The 20,024-nt window shown below is 59.2% G+C and carries 17 protein-coding genes; 8 read left to right on the top strand and 9 right to left on the bottom strand.

The window, feature by feature from the left end:
* Positions 1-34: 34 nt before the first annotated feature.
* The gene (locus AMM41_RS13370) at positions 35-1,531 is read left to right on the top strand and encodes a PglL family O-oligosaccharyltransferase (protein WP_089959379.1); all 1,497 of its coding nucleotides are present in this window, start codon (positions 35-37) and stop codon (positions 1,529-1,531) included.
* Between the two features lie 116 nt (positions 1,532-1,647).
* Positions 1,648-2,304: a response regulator transcription factor gene (locus AMM41_RS13375; protein ID WP_089959382.1), complete on the top strand. Its 657-nt coding sequence runs from the start codon at positions 1,648-1,650 to the stop codon at positions 2,302-2,304.
* A 48-nt stretch (positions 2,305-2,352) separates the two neighbouring features.
* Here the strand turns inward: AMM41_RS13375 and AMM41_RS13380 are convergent, their stop codons facing one another.
* Both AMM41_RS13380 and AMM41_RS13385 read right to left on the bottom strand, forming a co-directional pair.
* Positions 2,353-3,339, bottom strand: a complete 987-nt coding sequence (locus tag AMM41_RS13380; protein ID WP_089959386.1) for an acrylyl-CoA reductase (NADPH) — start codon at positions 3,337-3,339, stop codon at positions 2,353-2,355.
* Positions 3,340-3,414: 75 nt separating this feature from the next.
* A complete protein-coding gene (locus tag AMM41_RS13385; protein ID WP_089959390.1) occupies positions 3,415-4,305 on the bottom strand; it encodes a DMT family transporter in 891 nt (296 codons plus the stop codon).
* Between the two features lie 119 nt (positions 4,306-4,424).
* Here AMM41_RS13385 and AMM41_RS13390 point away from each other — a divergent pair, with 119 nt between their 5' ends.
* Positions 4,425-6,005 (top strand): alkaline phosphatase D family protein, encoded by a 1,581-nt coding sequence (locus AMM41_RS13390; protein ID WP_089959577.1) that lies wholly within the window; start codon positions 4,425-4,427, stop codon positions 6,003-6,005.
* A 120-nt stretch (positions 6,006-6,125) separates the two neighbouring features.
* Positions 6,126-6,749 (top strand): TetR/AcrR family transcriptional regulator, encoded by a 624-nt coding sequence (locus AMM41_RS13395; protein WP_089959394.1) that lies wholly within the window; start codon positions 6,126-6,128, stop codon positions 6,747-6,749.
* 5 nt (positions 6,750-6,754) lie between these two features.
* Here AMM41_RS13395 and pcaQ read toward each other — a convergent pair whose 3' ends face one another.
* From pcaQ to AMM41_RS13415, 4 genes are all read right to left on the bottom strand, one after another.
* Positions 6,755-7,681: a pca operon transcription factor PcaQ gene (pcaQ, locus tag AMM41_RS13400; RefSeq protein WP_158273237.1), complete on the bottom strand. Its 927-nt coding sequence runs from the start codon at positions 7,679-7,681 to the stop codon at positions 6,755-6,757.
* A 127-nt stretch (positions 7,682-7,808) separates the two neighbouring features.
* On the bottom strand, positions 7,809-8,804 hold the full coding sequence (locus tag AMM41_RS13405; protein ID WP_089959403.1) for an amidohydrolase family protein: 996 nt from the start codon (positions 8,802-8,804) through the stop codon (positions 7,809-7,811).
* A 284-nt stretch (positions 8,805-9,088) separates the two neighbouring features.
* The gene (locus AMM41_RS13410; protein WP_089959406.1) at positions 9,089-9,511 is read right to left on the bottom strand and encodes a universal stress protein; all 423 of its coding nucleotides are present in this window, start codon (positions 9,509-9,511) and stop codon (positions 9,089-9,091) included.
* Positions 9,512-9,678: 167 nt separating this feature from the next.
* Entirely contained in the window at positions 9,679-10,725 is a 1,047-nt protein-coding gene (locus AMM41_RS13415) for a homocysteine S-methyltransferase family protein (protein WP_089959411.1), read from the bottom strand.
* A gap of 296 nt (positions 10,726-11,021) precedes the next feature.
* Between AMM41_RS13415 and AMM41_RS13420 the strand changes: the two genes are divergently transcribed.
* A complete protein-coding gene (locus AMM41_RS13420) occupies positions 11,022-13,244 on the top strand; it encodes a tetratricopeptide repeat protein (RefSeq protein ID WP_194944785.1) in 2,223 nt (740 codons plus the stop codon).
* 63 nt (positions 13,245-13,307) lie between these two features.
* Here AMM41_RS13420 and AMM41_RS13425 read toward each other — a convergent pair whose 3' ends face one another.
* The 3 genes from AMM41_RS13425 to AMM41_RS13435 form a co-directional block, all read right to left on the bottom strand.
* Positions 13,308-14,789 carry a M20 family metallopeptidase gene (locus AMM41_RS13425; RefSeq protein ID WP_089959418.1) on the bottom strand — a complete coding sequence of 494 codons (1,482 nt, stop codon included), beginning with the start codon at positions 14,787-14,789 and terminating at the stop codon, positions 13,308-13,310.
* An 84-nt stretch (positions 14,790-14,873) separates the two neighbouring features.
* Complete coding sequence (locus AMM41_RS13430) at positions 14,874-15,635, bottom strand: tyrosine-protein phosphatase (protein ID WP_089959423.1); 762 nt, start codon at positions 15,633-15,635, stop codon at positions 14,874-14,876.
* An 89-nt stretch (positions 15,636-15,724) separates the two neighbouring features.
* Positions 15,725-16,159, bottom strand: coding sequence for a DUF2846 domain-containing protein (locus AMM41_RS13435; RefSeq protein ID WP_089959427.1), 435 nt, complete (start codon positions 16,157-16,159; stop codon positions 15,725-15,727).
* Between the two features lie 228 nt (positions 16,160-16,387).
* On the opposite strand from AMM41_RS13435, the gene AMM41_RS13445 reads away from it, so the two are divergent.
* The 3 genes from AMM41_RS13445 (at position 16,388) to AMM41_RS13455 (ending at position 20,020) form a co-directional block, all read left to right on the top strand.
* Positions 16,388-17,596, top strand: coding sequence for a sensor histidine kinase (locus AMM41_RS13445; RefSeq protein WP_089959581.1), 1,209 nt, complete (start codon positions 16,388-16,390; stop codon positions 17,594-17,596).
* Positions 17,593-18,246 (top strand): response regulator, encoded by a 654-nt coding sequence (locus AMM41_RS13450; protein ID WP_089959434.1) that lies wholly within the window; start codon positions 17,593-17,595, stop codon positions 18,244-18,246. The genes AMM41_RS13445 and AMM41_RS13450 overlap by 4 nt, the downstream gene beginning before the upstream one ends.
* A gap of 367 nt (positions 18,247-18,613) precedes the next feature.
* Entirely contained in the window at positions 18,614-20,020 is a 1,407-nt protein-coding gene (locus tag AMM41_RS13455) for a CmpA/NrtA family ABC transporter substrate-binding protein (protein WP_089959438.1), read from the top strand.
* Positions 20,021-20,024: the final 4 nt, after the last annotated feature.

Here is a 20,024-nt window from a genome sequence, read left to right on the forward strand (position 1 = left end):
ATGACAGCGCCCGAGCCTTGCCGGGCGTCCTCTCATGCGTCAGCCCATGTCATTGGCTGAGCCCCATCACCCACTGCACAACACGCCCCCGCACTGGGGCGTACTGCTTGTCTTGGTTTTGCCTTGGGTGCAGCCTTATGCGCCAGGCCCTGTCTCCAATGTCATGCCTTGGCTGATCAGTTGGGCATGTCTGGCTTTGGCCGCGTTCGGCTGGCGACAGGTCACCGTTTCTGCGGTGTTTCACAGCTGGGCCATCGCGGCCTTGATCAGCAGCGTCATCGGTTTGATCCAGTATTTTGGCAAAGCCGAGGCGTTTTGGCCGCTGGTGCATGTGCCAGATTATTTGGGCGATGCTGTTGGCAACCTGCGCCAGCGCAACCAGCTGGCCACGTTGCTCAGCATGGGCTTGCTGGCCGTTTTGTGGTGGCGTCTTCATGGCTTGACATCCGTGCAAGCTTGGATCATGACGGCCGTGCTGTGCACCGCACTGGCCGCCACGTCCTCGCGCACGGGTTTGCTGCAATTGGTGGGCATCACCCTTTGGATGGCCCTGCAATGGCGACAAGCCCGCATGCGTCAGTTGCTGCGCTTGTGCGTTTTTGCGTTGGGCGTCTACACACTGGCCGCTTGGGTGTTGCCATGGAGCCTGCAACACATGACGGGGCAAGCCACATTCAACGCCATGGTCCGCATGACCACGGATGACGGGTGCGGCAGTCGCAAAGTGCTTTGGTCCAATGTGCTGCATTTGCTGGCCCAAAAACCACTGAGTGGTTGGGGCTGGGATGCGCTACGCCATGCCCACTACATCACCGATTATGGTGACACCCGCTTTTGCGCTGTCATGGGCAATGCCCACAATTTGCCGCTGCACTTGGCCGTTGTCTGGGGAATACCTGCTGCTGCAGCGCTGATGCTGGCCCTCATGGCTGCTGTCTGGATGGCCAAACCTTGGCAAGCGCAGGGGGCTGATCGCTGCATGGGGTGGGGTGTTTTGGGCGTGATCGCTGTGCACAGCGCTCTTGAATACCCGCTGTGGTACGGACCCTTTCAGATCGCCATTGTTTTGTGCCTGTGGGTCATGGGAGGGCAAATCTGGTGGAGCATGCGGGCATCCAACAGCCTGAAAAGCGCTGCCTTGCTTGTTTTGTCTGCCCTGGCATGCCTGGCCTATGACTACCAGCAGGTGCGCCAAATTTATCTGCCACCTGCACAGCGCTGGGCAGTTTGGCGAGACAAGCCCCTTGAGGTGGCTCAGCGAAGCTGGTTTTTTGAAACAGCGGCTCTTTTTGCCGAGCTCACCACCACCCGCGTCACCCCAGACAACGCTCGCTGGGTGCTGGAGGCGAGCCAAGAGCTGCTGCTGAGCACGCCCGATCCTCGGGTGGTCTTGCAACTGATCGAAGCCGCTCAATTGCTGGATGAAGACGATGTATGGGCCTTTCATCTGGCCCGATTGCAACAGGTCTACCCCGAAGATCACGCTCGCTGGGTGGATCGGCAAGCCAAAACTCAAAAAAGCAAGCGTTAAGTTCCTTTTGGTCGGTCAATATGTAGTTATGATGTTGTAAAAATACCCAATTGGGTAATTCCCAATGCTGACATTTTTGTTAAATTGTTGACAATTATTAAGCAATATCAGCAACCATGAACAATCGACTGGGTCACGTATTTTTGGTCGACGACAACCATGACGTGCGGTTTTACCTGGCAGACATGCTGGTCCGCCTGGGTTACACCGTTGACACCTTTGACAACGCACAGGCATTTCTCAACAACGCCTTGGACATTTCACCTGCGGTGGTGTTGCTCGACATGCGCATGCCGGGTTTGACCGGGCTAGAGCTGCAAAACAAGTTGCTCAGCATTGGACGCAGAACGCCCATTGTGTTCATCAGCGGTGAGAGTGAGAAAACCGAAATCATCGAGGCATTTCGTCATGGTGCCATTGACTTTGTGCTCAAGCCTTTCAGCCGCGACAAGCTTTGCCTGATCCTTGAAAAGGCCATGGACATTGACCGTCGTCGCCACCAGGAGTTTGTCAGCACAGACACGGTGCGCCGCGTCTTCAATGTGCTGTCCAACCGAGAAAAAGAAATCTTCATGCTCATCGTTCAGGGCTTGACGAACAAAGGCATCGCTGAGGTGACGGGCATTCAGCCCGGCACGGCCAAAAAGCACCGGGCCACCATTTATCAAAAGTTGAACGTCAACAGCGGTGCCGAATTGATCAATTTGTGCAAAGGGGTTGATTTGAGCCCCTTTTTGCCGGCCAGCAAGACCACCCCGCCCGTTCAGGCCTAAGGCCTCGGGTCAGGGTGATGGTTCAAAGCGCGGGTGATCTGCGTCCGCTCAGCGGTTCACATTCACCACCACCCGCCCGCGCACCTGCCCGGCCAAGATCTCGCTGCCCAGTGCTACGGCATCGGCCAAACCCACTTCGCGGGTGATGCGCTCCAGTTGCAGTGGGTCCAGGTCTTGGGCCAAACGCGCCCAAGCTGCCTCGCGCACGGCTCGCGGGGCCATCACGCTGTCGATGCCCGCCAGCGTCACACCACGCAAGATGAAGGGTGCGACCGAGCCAGGAAAGTCCATGCCCTGGGCCAGGCCGCAAGCCGTGACCACGCCGCCATATTTCGTGCTGGCGCAGGCATTGGCCAAGGTGTGGCTGCCCACGGTGTCGACCACGCCGGCCCAGCGCTCTTTGGCCAGTGGTTTGCCGGGGGCAGACAGTTCGGCCCGGTCCATCACATCGGCCGCGCCCAGCTCGCGCAGGTAGTCGGCCTCTTGCAAGCGGCCGGTGCTGGCCACCACGCGATAGCCCAGCTTGGCCAGCAGTGCAATGGCCACGCTGCCCACGCCGCCGCCCGCACCCGTGACCAAAATGTCGCCACTGCCGGGCGTGACGCCGTGCTTTTGCAGCGCCATCACGCACAGCATGGCGGTGTAGCCTGCGGTGCCAATGGCCATGGCTTGGCGCGGGGTGAAGGCGGCAGGCAGTTTCACCAACCAGTCGCCTTTGAGCCGAGCCTTTTGTGCCAAACCGCCGCTGTGGCTCTCGCCCACGCCCCAACCGTTCAAAACGACGGAGTCACCTGCTTTGAACAGCGGGTGCTGGCTGTCTGTCACCGTGCCCGACAGGTCAATGCCCGGCGTGAGCGGGAACTTGCGCACCACGGGTGATTTGCCGGTGATGGCCAGGCCGTCTTTGTAATTGAGCGTGGAATAGTCCACCTGCACCGTCACGTCCCCTTCGGGCAAGGCGTTGTCGTCGAGCGTTTGCAGGGTGCAGCGGTAACCGGCGTCGTCTTTGTTGATTTGCAGGGCTTGGTAAGTCATGGCCTTCTTTCTGAAAATGGAAATAACACGGTATTTTTGAGCCACACGGGGCCAGCTTCGACGGGTGTCAGGGGCTCATTTGCGGTTGACCAGCACAATGCCAACAGCCACCAGCACCAGCGACAGCAGCAAAGTCAAGGTCACCGTTTCGCCCAGCCACAGCATGCCAAACAGCAATGCAAACAGCGGGGTCATGAACACAAAAGCAGAAATTTGCGTGGCCGGATACCGGCCCAACATCCACATCCAAGCCAGGTAACTGGCAAACGCCCCCAACACCGCCTGTATGGCCACCGAGCCCAGAGCAAAGGGGCTCCAATGACCCGACCAAGACTCGCCCATCAGGTAGGACAAGACCAGCAAGAGCCCTGCACTCAGGGCAATTTGGTAGAACAACAGTTTTTCAGCAGGGATGCGGGTGAGGTTTTTAGCCCGGATGGTCACCGTGGTCAGGCCCCACAAGGCGCCTGCGGCCAAGCCCATCCAGTCGCCAGTGGCTGCACCCTCGCTCAAGCCATCGCGCAGTGCAAACACCACGGCGGCAAAAGCGCACGCCATGCCGGCCCACTGTGCCGGGCGCAAGCGTTCGCTGCGAATGAACAAGGGCACCAATGCCGCCACCCAAAAAGGCGAGGTGTACAAAAACACCGTCAGCCGCGAAGCCGAGGTGTGTTGCAAGCCGATGTAAATGAACGCAAATTCAGCGGCAAACAAACTGCCCACCAGCAAACCACCCCACAAACTGCCATCGCGCTCGAACAGCCGGATGCCGCGCCATTGGCACCACAGCAGCAGCAACAAACTGGCCCCCACACCACGCACCGCCGACATGAACACCGGCGGGATGAGCGTGACCGTGGTTTTGACCAACACCTGCTGAAACCCCCAAAACATGCAACAAACCAGCAAGATCCCCACGGCCAGGGCGTCCAGATGGTCTTTGCGATGGGGGTGCGGCACGTTCATGGCCCCGATTGTGCCGTGCACCACGGTGGGGGTCTGTCACCCGTGATGCCCAGCCCTTAGAGGGCCGGGTAACATGTTTTGAACTTCTCCTTTTTGTGGCTCTGCAAGAGCGTTTTGACATGAACAGATTTTCAGTAAATCGTCGCCAACTGAACCGCCAGGCCTTGGCGCTGGCATTGACGCCGTGGTTGGGGGCCTGTGCCCAGGCGCAGTCGGTGCAAAGCGCCGCTTCTGCAGGGGGACCGCGCTGGCAAAGCGACCCCTTCAGTTTGGGCGTTGCCAGTGGTCAGCCCCAACCTGACAGTGTGGTGTTGTGGACCCGCTTGCGCATGGCACCTGTTGACGAGGCGCAACGCGGGCGTGCGCAATCGGTGGTGTGTGAGGTGTTTGCCGACGAGGCTTTGCGCCAGCCCGTCAGGCAGTGGCTGGTACAAACCGACGCCAGCCGAGCGCACAGCGTGCATGTGCTGGCCAGTGGTTTGCAGCCCGGGCGGCACTATTGGTACCGTTTTGTCTGCGGACATGCGATCAGCCCGGTGGGCCGGACCCGCACCAGCCCGGCACTGAACGAAGCGGTGCCACGCCTGCGCATGGCCTTGGCCTCGTGCCAGCACTTTGAGCAAGGTTACTTTGCTGCGCACCGGGACATGGCCGAACGCGATCTGGATTTGGTCTTGTTTGTGGGCGATTACATTTACGAGAGCACCAATCCCCGCTTCATTGTGCGCAAGCATGAAGGCGGGGTACCGATGCTGTTGGACGAGTACCGCGAGCGCCATGCCCAGTACAAATCGGATGCTGATTTGCGTGCCTGCCATGCAGCACACCCGTGGGTCATGACGTGGGATGACCACGAAGTGGTGAACGATTACGCCAACGACCTGGACCAAAAATTCACCGATGCGCAGGTGTTTTTGCGCCGCCGTGCGGCTGCCTACCAAGCGTATTTTGAACACATGCCCGTCCGTTTGGGGCCAGACCCCAGCCAGCCCAGCCAGATGCGCATCCATGACCGAATGGCATGGGGGCGTCTGGCCGATGTGTGGACGCTGGACTGCCGCCAATACCGTGACCACCATGCCTGCCCAGACCCGAACCGGGGCGGTGGCCGCGTGGTGGTGGGCTGCGACGCTTTGGCCAACCCGGGCCGCAGCATGTTGGGCGCTGCGCAGGAACAATGGCTGAACGAGGGCTTGACGCAAAGCCAGCGGTGCTGGAAATTGTTGGCACAGTCCACCCAAATGAGTTCCAGCGGCGTTGACACACCGCTGGGCCGCAGCGCTTTCACCGATGGTTGGGACGGTTACCCCAAAGCCCGAGAGCGCTTGTTGAGCACCATCGCCGAGGCCCGTTTGCAAAACGTGGTTCTATTGGGCGGGGATGTGCACATGAACGTGGCCTCGCAACTGCGTGTGCAGCCCAACAACGACAAGTCCCCCATCGTGGCAGCCGAACTGGTGGCCACCTCCATCACTTCGCGCGGCTTGGGTGAAAACCTGTTGGCCCAAATCCGGGCGTCCAACCCCGACATCGTGCACGCCCGATCTGACGAGAGGGGGTATACCGTGCTGGATGTGAAACCCGAGCGCATGGTTGCTGAAATGCGCACCACCGCCAATCCCGTCAAAGCCGATGCCCAGTTTGGCGTGCAGGCCCGTTTTGAAATCGTGCAGGGGGTGGCTGGCTTGCACAAACTCTGAAGTTGGGCTCATGGAAAACCCTTGGTCTGAGTTGTGGGCCCTGTAACCACCCCGTGAACCACAGGGATGAAGCGTTAACACAGGGGTCATTTTTTGGGCCACGGGGCTAAAATAAAAAATATGAATATTGAAATCGCCAAACCGCCCAAAAAGTCTTTCAAAGTCCAGATGCTGGCGGCCCGCGAGGCGGCCATCATCCAGTCGGTCAACCGTTTGTTGGCCGAAAAAGGTTTTGATGCGATGACGGTGGACGAAGTGGCCGCTGAAGTGGGCATTGCCAAAGCCAGTCTTTACAAACATTTCACCAGCAAGGAAGAGCTGGCCTGCGCCGCCATGGTCACCGCCATGCAAAGGGCACAGGAATTCATCCAGCAACTGCCCCCCGACGGGCTGCCCATGGACAAGCTCAAGGCTGCGACACGCTGGACCATGACACTCAAACTGCAAGGCCAAATGCCCTCTTTGCCCAGCCAGAACTCCAGTTTGCGCACCACCTTGATGGCCAGCAAAGAGTACATGGATGGCTTGATGGAAGTCAGCGACGCTTTGGGTGGCTGGATCGAAGAGGCCCAAGCCAAGGGCCAGATCAATCCGGCATTGCCCGCTGTGGCGGTGCTCTACACCTTGTTTGCACGGGCTTGTGACCCGGTGCTGGAGTTCCTCAAAATGGGTGAACAGCACACCGAAGAGCAGATTTTGGACATGGTGATGAGTTCTTGCTTTGAGGGCCTCAAAGCACGCTGAAGTCCTCAGCGCAAGGTGTTGAGCCTGGCCATGGACCCTATGCGTGCCGCCGCACTGATGCGAATTTCATCCAGAACCTGCAACAAAGCTTCGGAAGGCGTGTGTTCCACGCGCAGCGTCACGCCCACCGGCCCTTCGGTGCCGCGCGTGTCGATGGGCAGGCGCACCACAGTGCCTTGTTGCAAGTCATTTTCAATGGCACCCAGCGGAATGCACCAGACCGCATCACTTTGCAAGACATAACTTCGTCCAAAGGACAAGTCGATGGTGTCGATGGTGTGTCTGGGCAAACCACCCCCCAAGGTCATGAAAAAACGGTTGGCAGCTTCACGCACACTTGTGCTGGCATCTGGCAGCACCAAGCGGTAGCGGTACAACAAGTCTGGATGAATGGAGGAAAGCCGGGCCAACTCGTGCCCTGGGCGCACAACCAGCAGCAAAGGCTCGGTGTAGAGGTACTCAAAACTCAGCCCTTGCATGGCAGACGGTTCTGCCAAGCGGCCCACCACCATGTCCAGAGCGCCTTGCTTCAGGGCCGAAATCAAGGGCGCGTTGTAGCCTGCACGCACCGTCAAACGGGCCTGGGGCCAGACAGCGGCAAACCTAACCAGGGCCGGGGCCACCACGGTGGCACCCACATTGGGCAATGCGCCGATCACCAGCGTGGGGGCATCGCCCTCTTCATGACTCGACAGGCTGGACAAGCCATCGTGGATCGTCCGAAGGCCCGCCCCCGCATGGCGCACCAAAATCCGGCCTGCTGCGGTCAATGTCACCCCCTTGGGTGAGCGTTCAAAAAGCAACTGAGCGGTGATGTCTTCGAGCTCGGTCAGGGTTTTGGTCACCGCAGGTTGCGAAATGTTCAAGGCTTTGGCCGCTCGCACCAAGGAGCCCTGTTCGGCAATGGCCAACAAGGTTCGAAGGTGACGCATTTTGAGTCGGTCGTTCAAAGGCATGGCTCAAGCATAACCGGCCCAAAAAACAGGCTGTGGCCGACAGCTGCAGCCTTTCACCGACAAACTGGTGAATGGATCTTGCCCAAGCCCAGTGCTCCGGTTGTCAAGACAAGCGTGCCAACAAAGCCGCTGCATTGCCGTGCAGGATCAGGGCTTGGTCGGCAGCCGAAAGGCGCGAATGACGAATGGCCGATAAAGTTTTGGCCGGATCAAAGATGGGGCCATCGGTGCCCAGCACCACACGGTCTGCACCGAATACCGCCACCGCTTGTTCCAGGGCCTGCGGACCCATGGATGCGCAGTCTACCCACACAGCCCGTGTCCGGCGCGATGGCAAAGCGCGTGTGGGATGATGCAAAGACTGCATCAAGTCCATGCGCTCAACCACTGCGCCAAAGTTCCCGCCCAGATGGGCCACTTGGACGGTGATGTTGCGCCAAGGGCGCAAAAAGTCCGACAACAGCAAGGTCACCATGGCCTGCCCCACATCGTGCTGAACCGCCAAGGCCTGCCGAGCCCAGTGGTGGTCAGGTGGGACCAATGGCAAGGCTGCGCTGTCTGGCATGAGTCCTGGGTGCACCAAAAAGTGTGCGCCCAGGTCTTCGGCCGCTTCAAACAAGGGCAGCAATTGGGCGGCACTGGCCTCGCTGCGAAAGGCCTCCACCGGCAAAATGGCACCCAACAGGCCCAACTCCAATCGCGCCCGTCGCAGTTCGGCCACGGCCGCATGCAGATTGACCCATGGCAGTGCGGCAAGTCCGCAAAAGCGTTCGGGATGGGCTTGGCACAGGCCCGCACAAGCGTCATTGAAAATGCGCACCAAAGGAGCCGATTGGTCAAAAGGCAAGCAGTCGATGCCAAACAAGCCCGGCAGGGACAACATTTGCTTGCCCACCCCCAGCTGTGACATGTGCGCCAATCGCTGAGAGGCCGAGGTGAAGTCCGTGTTGAAATTCAATGTGCCAGAGGGCATGACCATATGCTCTGAGCCGTCTGCCAAGGCATCAATGCGCGGCACTTGGTCATGGCGCTGACGCAAGGCCTGTGCCATCACCGGCGGCAACCAATGCGCATGCAGATCAATGGCCTGTGGTGACATGCTCAATGGGCCCGGGGCCCCACATCACCCATGCAGCCCATGTCAAAAAGACCGACCTCTGTGCTTTGTTCAAAGCGATCCATCTCCAGCGCCATCAGCCATCACTCCTTGGTGCCGGGTGAAAACTGCCCAGCGGACGGACTATAAAAGCGGATGATGGCTGTGGGAATTGAAATTGTGTGGGTTGAGGTATCACCACAGGTTATGGCTTCATGGGGCCTGAGTACCCCATGGGAGGGGATGCCCATCTTGCACAAGGTGGGCATCCAAGGGCTGAATGGGTATCAGCGCACCAACAAGACGGGCACTTTGCAGTGTGCCAGGACTTGGGTGGCCACTGAACCCATGACCAAATTGCCCAAGACGCCATGGCCATGGGAGCCCATGATCACCAGATCGAATTTGCCGCTCACGGCTGTTTTGGAAATGGTTTCGCCAGCGTGCCCCACTTTGGACATGGTTTTGGCATCGATTTCGTGGCGGGCCAAAAACTTGGTGACAGGGCCCAGCACTTTTTCGGCCTCTTCGCGGTGATAGGCTTCAACAATGTCCTTGCCCACTGCAGCACGAGCGCGGGGAGGCAACTGGGGGTTCACGGTCAGCAAGGTGTAGCTGTTGTTGGCACTGAAGAGATCGTCGTGCGTGGTCAGGTAGGCCAGCATTTTTTTGGTGTATTCGCTGCCATCCACGGCCAATAAGATTTTCATCAGGGTCTCCTGTATCGGTTAAACAAAGTCCAACTCTATAGGTCTTACAGAAACAGGTTTTGACTTGGGTCAATTGGAGCCACGAAGTGAGCACTTTTTTGACAGGACAGAACCTGTTGATGGCTGCGGCCAACAAGTGCCCAACAGGGGGATGGACAACGGGGGTTTCAGGCCGCTTCTTTGTAGAAAAACCCGCTGTGCACGTTGCGTGGTGCCAAGGGGGCCACGGCACGGCCAATCGCGCCAATGTGCTCAGGGGTGGTGCCGCAACAGCCGCCCACGATGTTGACCAAGCCTTCGGCGGCAAATTCGTGTAGCAAACGGCTGGTGACTTCGGGCGTTTCGTCAAAGCCGGTGTCGCTCATGGGGTTGGGCAGGCCGGCGTTGGGGTAGCAACTGATGAAGGTGTCGCCCGCCACCTTGTTCAATTCCTGGATGTAGGGGCGCATGAGCGTCGCGCCCAAAGCGCAGTTCAGGCCAATGGCCAGGGGCTGGGCGTGGCGCACGCTGTGCCAAAAAGCCGTCACGGTCTGGCCGCTCAAAATGCGGCCCGAAGCATCGGTCACCGTGCCGCTGATGATCAGCGGCAGTCGCTCACCGCTGGCTTCAAAGTACTCTTCAATCGCAAACAGCGCGGCCTTGGCATTCAGGGTGTCAAAAATCGTCTCAACCAACAGCACGTCGGAGCCGCCTTCGACCAGGGCTTGGACCTGCTCGTAATAGGCCGCACGCAATTCTTCAAAAGTCACGTTGCGTGCACCGGCGTCGTTCACGTCGGGGCTGATGCTGGCTGTTTTGGGCGTGGGCCCCAAGGCACCGACCACAAAGCGCGGCTTGTCGGGGGTGGAGAATTTGTCGCAGGCCGCGCGGGCTAACTTGGCAGACTGCAGGTTCATCTCTCGGGCCAGGTGCTGCATGTCGTAGTCGGCCTGAGCGATTGTGGTCGCGCCAAAGGTGTTGGTCTCGATCAGGTCGGCCCCGGCGGCCAAATAGCCTTCGTGGATGTCACGGATCACGTCGGGTCGGGTCAGGCTCAGCAGTTCGTTGTTGCCCTTGACGTCTTTGGGGAAGTCCTTGAAACGCTCACCCCGGTAATCGGCCTCGGACAATTTAAAGCGCTGGATCATGGTGCCCATGGCCCCATCGAGGATGGCGATGCGGTTTTTCAGGATCTCGGGCAGCGCCTGGGCGCGGGTGTAGTTCAAGGGGGTCATGCGGGGTGGAATGTGACAAAAGACAAGTGCGCCATTGTCGCCGAAGCGTAAAAAATGGGCAGATCAACAGGCGTGAGAGCGTTGGGTGCCGCGGACGACCGAAGGCAGGCCAGGCACTTGTTTCAAGGGATCGATGGCACACCCATGGTGGTTTCTCGGCAAGGTTGGCGTCACCTTGCAGGGTGCACAAATCCGTGTCTTGCACATGCGATGAGAAATTTTTTCAGTTCAAAAGAACATCAATGCTCCTTCAGATTAAGTGAAAATGTCACAAAAACAAGGTGAAAGTGTCCATCATGAATGCAGCAACAAACGAAACGACCGCCGCCATGGCGTTCAACGAGGCCAATGCCGCCTACAAAACAGGTGACTGGCAGCAGGCCCTCTTGTGTGCCGAAAACGCATTGGCAGCCCATGCGGGCTTGGTCCCGGCGCACTTCATGAAAGCCCGATGCCTGGTGAAATTGGGTCAGGCGATTGCCGCGCGAGAAGCGTTTGCGCAAACTTTGCGCCTCGATGCGGGCCAATTCAGCGTTTGGCTGGAAGCTGGGCATTTGTGCAAACAAATGGGTGAGCTAGCGCAGGCCTCGGCGGCCTACCAGCGTGCCATGGATGTGTCGCCACAACGCTTCGAAGCTTATCTGGCCATGGCCCGCGTGATGGCGCAGCAAGGGCACACCGAACTGGCCAATCGGGCCTACAACGAGGCGGTGCAAAAAGCCGCCGCCAAGGATCAAGATGCCGTGCGTCAGGTCCACTGGTTCATGGGGCAATACGTGCTCGAACTGGGCCATGCCCAAGAGTCACTGAACTGCTTCAACGAGGCCCTCAAAGCAACCCGCGCCGACAAGCCGGAAGATTTGGCCAACCTGGCCGCTGAAATCCAAATGGATGCGGCCAAAGCCTGGCTGCGGCTGGGCCAGCGCGACAAAGCCATGCGTTTGTTGACCTTGGCTTCGGTTGCCACCCAGGAGTCGACCTTGTCGCGCTTGGCGGCACTGAGTTTTCGCAACAATTTCTGGCAAGAAGCGATTGAAATTTCTCGCCGCTGTGTTGCGCTCTACCCCCAAAGTTCTTGGGCGCACTGGAACTTGGCGCACCTGCTGGCCGAATGCTGGCAGATGCACGAGGCCGAGTTGGTGTTGCAGCAAGCCGAAGCCCTCGCCCCCATGCCGGGGGCACGTTCATTGCGTGCCGCTGTGGCCGGCAAAGTGGGCGATGCCGATCAAGCCCTGGCTTTGTACATGGCCCTGGCCAAATCCGAGGACAAGGACTCGGGGTACGCGTCCAGTGCGGCCATGAGTTCTTTGTACAGCGACACCCCAACAGCACAGCAGGTGGCCGATTTGCACCGCGATTTGTTTGCACATTGGGGCGATGGCGCACGCAGTCGTGCCTCGTTTGTGCGTGCGCCTTTGTCAGGCCGCCGCCTGAAACTGGCCATTGTGTCGGCCGATTTTCACCATCAACACCCGGTCAATATTTTCATGCAACCGGTGTTGCGCGAGTTGGACCGGTCAAAGTTTGAATTGACCATGTACTTTGTGGGTGATTCTCATGACGAACAAACCGCCTTGGCCCGCACGCGCACCGAACACTGGGTCGAGGTGGGGGCGTTGAACACCACACAACTGGCCAAACGCATCGATGCCGATGGCATTGACGTGTTGCTGGACATGGCCGGTCACACCAGCCAGCACCGCATGCAGTTATTTGCGCAACGCGCAGCACCGGTGCAGATGACGTATTTGGGTTACCCCGGCTCGACCGGGGTGCCCAACATGGACTTTATTTTGGGCGATGCCGTGGTCACGCCCGAAGGCTGCGAGCGTCTGTACACCGAACAGGTCTTGCGTTTGCCCGGCACCGTGTTTTGCTATGCACCCGAAGACGATTACCCCTACCCGGCCCATGAAGCGGCCACGGCGCAAAGGCCATTGACTTTTGGCTCGTTCAACAATGTGCCCAAGTTGACGCCGCGCACGCTGGCCTTGTGGGCCAAAGTGTTGGCAGCGGTGCCTGATTCGCGTTTGCTGCTCAAGGCCCCCAGCTTCAGCGACGAGGCGGCTCAGCAGATTTTTACCGAACGCTTGCAGGCCTTGGGTGTGGACATGGCCCGGGTGGAATTTCGGGGCCCTGTGGGCCTGAGCGACATGATGGCCGAGTACGCCGACGTGGACATCGCCCTGGACCCCGTGCCCTACAACGGTGGCACGACCAGCTTGCAAGCCATGTGGATGGGGGTGCCCGTGGTGACGCAAATGGGCGCACATTTTGTGTCTCGCATGGGCGCGAGCTTCATGACAGCCGCCGGTTTGTCCGAGTGGGTGGCCCAAGACGATGAAGATTACGTGGCCATTGCCCAAAAAATGGCCAAAGATCGCCAAGCTTTGGTCAAGCTCAAAAAAGGTTTGCGCCAGCGCTTAAAGAAGAACAAGGCATGGGATGTGGTGGCCCACACCCGCGCCTTGGAAGCAGCCATTGTTCAAGCCGCCAGCGCGACTCATGACCCCCTGTGATCCATGGCAGGCCAATGGCTGCCCTGTTGATTGGACCGGGTGCTTGAGAGGCGCAGCCGAGCTTCAGGGCATGCGGGCCATGACTTCGGCCACCGATGCGGTGAGTTTCTGCGCATAGGGCACATGCAAAAACTCGTTCGGCCCATGCGCGTTGCTTTTGGGGCCGAGCACACCACAGACCATCATTTGAGCTCGGGGAAAACCGGCACTCAACATGTTCATGAGCGGGATGGTGCCGCCTTGGCCAATGTAGCCCACCGGTGCGCCAAAGTGCGCTTGGCTGGCGCTGTTGAGCGCTTGCTCGAACCAAGGCAAGGTGTCGGGAGCGTTCCAGCCTGTGGCGCCACCATTGGATTCAAATGTCACCCGCGCTTGGTAGGGTGCGTTGTCCTCCAGCAAGGCTTTCATTTCGGCCACGGCCTGCGCCGCGTCCACCAAGGGGGGCAGGCGCAAGCTGAGTTTGAAAGCGGTGTAGGGCCGCAGCACATTGCCCGCATCTTTCAAGGCCGGAAAGCCATCGGCACCAGTCACGCTGAGCGTGGGTGTCCACGTTCTGTTGAGCAGGGCTTGGGTGGGGTCGGTGGTGGTGGGCAGGGCAAAACTGGTGGAGCCGCCACAGTCATAGTGCGCCCAGGGAAATCGTTTGTAGACCTCATCGCCCAAAATGGCGGCCGTGGCTTGGGCTTGCGCCAGCCGCTCGGTGGGCACTTCGCAATGGAAACTGGCGGGCAGCAATCGCCCGGTGGCACTGTCTTCGAGTCGGTCAAGCACTTGGCGCATGATGCGAAAGCTCGAGGGCACCAAGCCCGAGGCGTCGCCCGAGTGGATGCCCTCGGTCAGGATTTGCACCTTCAGGGTGCCGCTGGCCATGCCGCGCAAGCTGGTGGTCAACCAAAGTTGGTCGTAGTTGCCTGCCCCACTGTCCAGGCAAATGACCAAGCCCACATCACCCAAGCGGGTGCGCAACGCGTCCACATAGGGCAGCAGATCGTAGGAGCCTGACTCTTCGCAGGTTTCGATCACGCCGACAATGCGTGGGTGTGGTGTTTTTTGACTCTTGAGTGCTTGCACCGCCGCGATGCTGGCGTACACCGCATAGCCATCGTCAGCGCCGCCCCGGCCATACAGCTTGCCGTCTTCATAAACCGGGGTCCATGGGCCAAGGTCATTGCGCCAGCCGTTGAATTCGGGCTGCTTGTCCATGTGGCCATACATCAAGATGGTTTGGCCAGAACCTTGGTCAGCACTGCGGGTGGCGTCCACTTCAAAGAACATCACGGGTGTGCGGCCAGGCAAGCGGATGATTTCGAGCTTCAAGCCTTCGACTTTTTGCGCCAGCACCCAATCGGCGGCATGGCGCAAAACGGTTTCAATGTGGCCGTTGGCGGCCCAATCGGCATCGAAGGCGGGTGATTTGGCTGGAATCTCGATGTATTTTTTGAGCTCGGACAAAATCGAGCCGTCCCAAGCTTGTGTCACTTCTTTCAGTGCCAAAGCGCTGTCCAGGTGCCCAGAGGGCATTTCGCGGTGCAAAGGTGCATTCATTCCAAACTCCAAAGGGCATCAAAAACAAACACTTTATCGTTTTTAAGGGGGACACGCAGGGGCCAGATGACGCCAAAACAGCCCTTATGGCGTGTGGCCTTCATCCTCCAGCAGCATCCGCTGCAGTTCCAGCAGCTCTTGCGGGCTCAGGCCAATGGCCCCGTGCAGGTAGTCGCGCATGCCCCCGTGCTGCGTGTCGACGGCTTCAAACGCTGCATGCAAAAACTCGGGCTGCACTTGCCACAGCACTTTCATGACATGGGGGTGGCCTTGGCCTTCCAGTCGTGTGTCACGCTTGTACAGCTGGTTGGTCAGCAGATAGTCGTGCTCGATGGTGGCGCGGTCCACGCCCAAGGCCGACAGCAGCAACGCAGCAGCAAACCCGGTCCGGTCTTTGCCCGCTGTACAGTGAAAAACTTGCGGTGTGGGGTGTTCCAGCAAGTGCTTTAAAAACCGACCAAAGGTGTGGGCGTTGTGGTTGACAAAATCGCGGTAGGTCTCGCGCATCAAGTTGATCGTTTCTTCGGTGCTGGGAACGATGCCCTGGGCCACCAAGGCTTGCATGCGTGCGATCACGGTGGGCTCAATCGTCAGCGCGACCCGCTGCACGCCCGCAATGTCGTAAGGCGTGGCCATGCACTCGTTTGCGCCGCGAAAATCCAGGCTGTGGCCAATGCCCAGACGTTTGAGTTGCGACAGATCGTCCAAGCTCAAACCCGCCAGATGGTCGGATCGAAACACTTGGCCGGTTTTGACGCGTCGCAGATCGTGAGTCCGGTAGCCGCCGACATCTCGGAAATTGGAGGCACCTTGCAATCGAATGGTGTCGGTCAGAGGGGCGGGCATGGCATCTTCACTAAAGGGGTTGGGAAGTTGCCATTGTGACGATCAGGACGAACTTGTCTGTCACTTGCATACCCCAAAGCGCGTGCAAGTCAGCGGGTTTGCACCATCTGGGTCTCGAGAACGCTGCGTTGACCCAGCGTTTCGCTCACCAGGTGCAATTTGCTTCTTTCAGAATGGATGCCCATTTTGACCTCTTGCCAGACGTAATAGAGCTTGCCTGCTTTGACGTGCAGGTCCAGGGTGGAGGTGTTTTCTGACACCGAGGTCAGTGTGTGTTTGCCGGGTGCAACTTCTTTGTACAAAAATGTTTTGGCGGCTGTGTGCCCGATGGTTTGGCCGTCAAGCGACACCGCCATCTTCACCGTGCTTGCCAAAATTTCGTGGCGATAGATGTAAATGCCGGCCTGATGGGCGGGGGCTTGAAAGGATTTGACCTGCTGGTCTTGTTGGGCGTCGCTCAAGGAGACGCTGGTGCAAGCGACCAGATTTAAACCATAGGCAAGGCACAGGCGTAATTTTTTCATGGTCAACCCACATGGGGCCAAAAAGGGGGACGGTTGCGGTTTGAGGCTGCCAAGGGCAAGCGCATTGGATGCCGAATGAACAACAAAACGGTGATTTTAATGAATACTAAATAATGCATTTTGAAAGAAGGATGGGAGGCCTCAAGCCCCGAGTTTTGTTGAGCTTTGTGCATGAAACCCCCGATCCATTGAAAGTGGGCATGGCACAGGCCTTGCATGTTCGCCAGCATGCAATTCGATTTTCAGAACTTCAGAACAGTGGGGCAGGACAACCCGGATGCCTGGCGTGACCCCTTGGGCCTCATGCTGGCTTCGACCGGTGAGGGCGTGTTTGGGGTGGATCTGGAGGGGCTGTGTGTTTTCATCAACCCGGCCGGTGCGCGAATGATCGGCTTTGAGCCCGAGCAGGTGCTGGGCCAGAACATGCACATCCTGACGCACCACTCGCATGGTGACGGGGCGCATTACCCCATGGACGACTGCCCCATTTACAACGCCTTTCGCCGAGGCGAGCCTTGCCGCATCGACAGCGAGGTCTTCTGGCGGCAAGACGGCAGCAGCTTTGCTGTGGAGTACGCCAGTTACCCGGTGTTTGACCAGGGCCAGGTGCGCGGCGCGGTGGTCACCTTTGTGGACATCACCGAGCGCAAGCGGGCCCAAGAGGCCTTGCACCGAGCCAAGGACGAGCTCGAAGTGCGCGTGGCCGAACGCACCCATGCGCTGGAAACCGCTTTGCAGCAGCTGCGCGAACTGGCCGCCTGGTCCGACGCTGTGCGCGAAGAGGAGCGCACCCGCATCGCCCGCGAGGTGCACGACGAACTGGGCAGTTTGCTGGTGGCGCTCAAGATGGACGTGGGTTGGCTGGACAAGCGCCTGTCCGAACAAGAGCAGAGGGCCGCCGAAGAAGCGCAAACCATGCGCGAGAAGATGCGGGGCAAGTGCCAAAACATGAGCCGCCTGATCGAGAACGCGGTGGTCAACGTGGGGCGCATCATCACCGACCTGCGCCCCAGCATCCTGGACCACCAGGGCCTGTGGGGTGCGCTGGAGTGGCAGGCGCAGGAGTTTGTGCAGTCGGCCGAGCAAGAACTCAAGTGGTGCATGGAAGTGAACGAGCAACGCGTGTTGCCCGAGCCCATGGCCATGGCGGTGTTTCGCATTTTTCAGGAAATGCTCAGCAACGTGGGCCGCCACGCCCGCGCACGCACGGTGGATGTGGACATGGTGGAGCGTGAAGGTTGGCTGCACCTGTCTGTGGAAGACGATGGATGCGGTGCCTTGCTCCAAGCGTTTGAGTCGGCGCAGGCCTACGGCATCATGGGCATGCGCGAGCGGGCGCGGCACTTTGGCGGCGTCATCGACATTGACAGTGCACCTGGTCGGGGTACAAGAATGCGCTTGTCCATGCCTTTGCCGGACGGTGAGGTGCTCACATGAACGCCACGGTGCGCGTGCTGCTGGGCGACGACCACAAGATCGTGCGTGAAGGCCTGAAGATGGTCTTGGCCGATGACCCCTTGCTGCAGGTGGTGGCCGAAGCCGAGACCGGCCCCGGGGTGCTGGATGCCGTTTATAAACTGCAAGGACCCCAGGGCATTGATGTGGTCTTGCTGGACATCGCCCTGCCCGGCATGGACGGGCTGGATGTCTTGCAGGCTTTGCGGCGCGACTGGCCCTGCTTGCCGGTGCTGATGCTCAGCACCTACCCAGAAAAACAATACGCGGTGCGCTGCATTCAGCTGGGCGCATCGGGTTACCTGAACAAAAGCACCGACACTGACGCTTTGATGGCGGCGCTGCGTCGCGTGGCCGCAGGCGGCATGCACGTCACACCCGCCACGGCGGAAGCGCTGGCCAGCCTGGTGAGCCAGGGCCGCACCAAAAGCGGGATCGAACTGCTCTCGCACCGCGAGCATCAGGTCTACCTTTTGTTGACCCAAGGCCACACCGTGACCGAAATTGGTGCGCAGCTGAGCTTGGCTCCCAACACGGTGAGCACTTACCGTGCACGCATCCTGGAAAAGACCGGCACCAAGAACGATGTGGAGCTGGCTTTGTACGCACAAAGCCTGAATGGGGGGCGTTGAGCGGGCCATGGATTGAGCCGGCCCGATGATGTTTGCACCAACGCTTCTTGTCGTAGGAGCGACGCCCCCGTCGCGATCACCCACGCAAACCACGACCCATCGCCCCGAGTGCGGAGCTCCCACAAAATGCAGGGCATTCCCCCTGTAGGAGCGACGCCCCCGTCGCGATCACCCACGCAAACCACCAAGAATCGCCCCAAGGGCGGGGCTTCTACAAAATGCAGGCATTCCCCCTGTAGGGGTTGCCCTACACCGCGTCGACAAGCCGCTCACGAAATGAAGCCGCGTGCCGCCGACGGCACGCTTTCAACGATTTCTGGCCCACAGCTTGCATGGACCTGAGCATCTTCAACAAAGCGAGGCCGCCATGTCTGAATTCTTTGACCCCTACAACGCCGACCGCCCCCTGATGCTCAAGTGCAGCTGCGGACGTGATCATTCACCCGCCGACCACCACGCCGAGGTGGCCGCCGATGCCGCCGCGGCTCAGTTGCGTGCCCGTTCCGAGACCGCAGAGTTCGAGGCCTACAGCCAAGAATTCATCGAAGCCACCTTGGTCAAGGCCTTGTTCCCGCAGGACCAGGAACGCCGCATGTTCTTGCATGCCGTGGGCAAAAAAACCGCCATGGCCGCCATTGCCAGCGTGTTGCCTGTGGCCAGCTTGCAGGCTTTGGCGCAAAGCAAAGGCCCGCTGGAAAAAACCAACCTCAAGATCGGTTTCATCCCGATCACCTGCGCCACGCCACTGATCATGGCCGATCCATTGGGCTTTTATCAAAAGCAGGGCCTGAATGTCGAAGTGACCAAGACCGCGGGCTGGGCGCTGATTCGCGACAAGATGATCAACAAGGAATACGACGCCACGCACTTCCTCTCGCCCATGCCCTTGGCCATCAGCATGGGGCTGGGCGCCAACGCCACGCCCATGAACGTGGCCACCATCCAGAACGTGAACGGCCAGGCCATCACGCTGGCCGTCAAGCACAAGAACAACCGCGACCCGAAGAACTGGAAGGGTTTCAAGTTTGCGGTGCCTTTCGATTACTCGATGCACAACTTCTTGCTGCGTTACTACCTGGCCGAAAACGGCATCAACCCGGACACCGATGTGCAAATCCGCGTGGTGCCGCCGCCAGAGATGGTGGCCAATCTGCGCTCGGGCAACATCGATGGTTTCTTGGGACCTGACCCTTTCAACCAGCGTGCGGTGTTTGACGAAGTCGGCTTCATCCACATGCTGACCAAAGACCTGTGGAATGGCCACCCCTGCTGCGCCTTTGGCACCAGCACCGAATTCATTCAGAAGAACCCCAACACCTTTGCCGCGCTTTACCGTGCGGTGCTCACGGCCGCCGCCATGGCACGCCAGCCGGGCAACCGTGAGCTGATTGCCAAAGTCATCTCACCCGCCCAGTACCTGAACCAGCCCGAGGCGGTGATTGCCCAAGTACTCACCGGTAAATTTGCCGATGGTTTGGGCAAGGTGCAAAACGTGCCTGACCGCGCCGACTTTGACCCCATGCCTTGGCAGAGCATGGCGGTGTGGATGCTTACACAAATGAAGCGCTGGGGCTATGTGAAGGGCGATGTGAACTACAAACAAATCGCCGAGAAGGTGTTCCTCATCACCGATGCGCGCAAACACATGAAAGAGCTCGGCCACGACTTTGCCGCCACCACGCCTTACCCCAAGTACAAGATCATGGGCAAAGAGTTTGACCCGGCCAAGCCCGAGGACTACATCAAGAGCTTTGCGATCAACAAGATGGGCTAAGGCA

The sequence above is a fragment of the Limnohabitans sp. 2KL-3 genome, from assembly GCF_001269405.1.
In the GTDB taxonomy this organism is placed as follows: domain Bacteria; phylum Pseudomonadota; class Gammaproteobacteria; order Burkholderiales; family Burkholderiaceae_C; genus Limnohabitans_A.